1 protein-coding gene is annotated in these 640 nt (G+C 70.2%); it reads left to right on the top strand.

Annotation, left to right across the window (positions count from 1 at the left end):
- Positions 1-39 precede the first annotated feature (39 nt).
- Positions 40-640 (top strand): helix-turn-helix domain-containing protein (locus ACYVOK_RS36205; RefSeq protein ID WP_460667138.1); only part of this gene is annotated, 601 nt, incomplete at its 3' end.

Consider the following 640-nt stretch of genomic DNA (forward strand, 5'->3'; position numbering starts at 1 on the left):
GGTCATCGGCGACAGGGCGGGTGGGCTGGATGCTCGGGCATGTCGAAGGCTCGGTTGGTCATCACTGCGTTGTTGGTGGAGGGACAGTCGGCCTCTGAGGTGGCCCGGCGGTACGGGGTGCACCGGGCGTGGGTCTACAAGCTGAAGGCCCGGTATCTGGCCGAGGGGGACGCGGCGTTCGAGCCGCGGTCGCGGCGGCCGAAGACTTCGCCGGGGGCGACGCCGGTCGAGACGGTGGAGCTGGTACTGCGGCTGCGCAAGGAGCTGTCCGAGCGGGGCCTGGACGCGGGCGCGGATACTCTCGGCTGGCACCTGCAGCACCACCATGGCGTGAGGCTGTCGCGGGCGACGATCCACCGGATCCTGACCCGCGCCGGCGCCGTCGTACCTCAGCCGGGGAAGCGGCCCAGGGCGTCGTACCTGCGATTCGCCGCCGAGCAGCCGAATGAGTGCTGGCAGTCCGATTTCACCCACTACCGGCTCGCCGGCGCCGGTGGCTCACCCGGCCGCGACGTCGAGGTGGTCACCTGGCTGGACGATCACTCCCGCTACGCCCTCAGCGTTACTGCCCACCACCGGATCACTGGCCAGGTCGTGCTCAGTTCGTTCCGCGAAACCGTTGCGCAGTACGGCATGCCGG

It is taken from the genome of Kribbella swartbergensis, assembly GCF_054784135.1.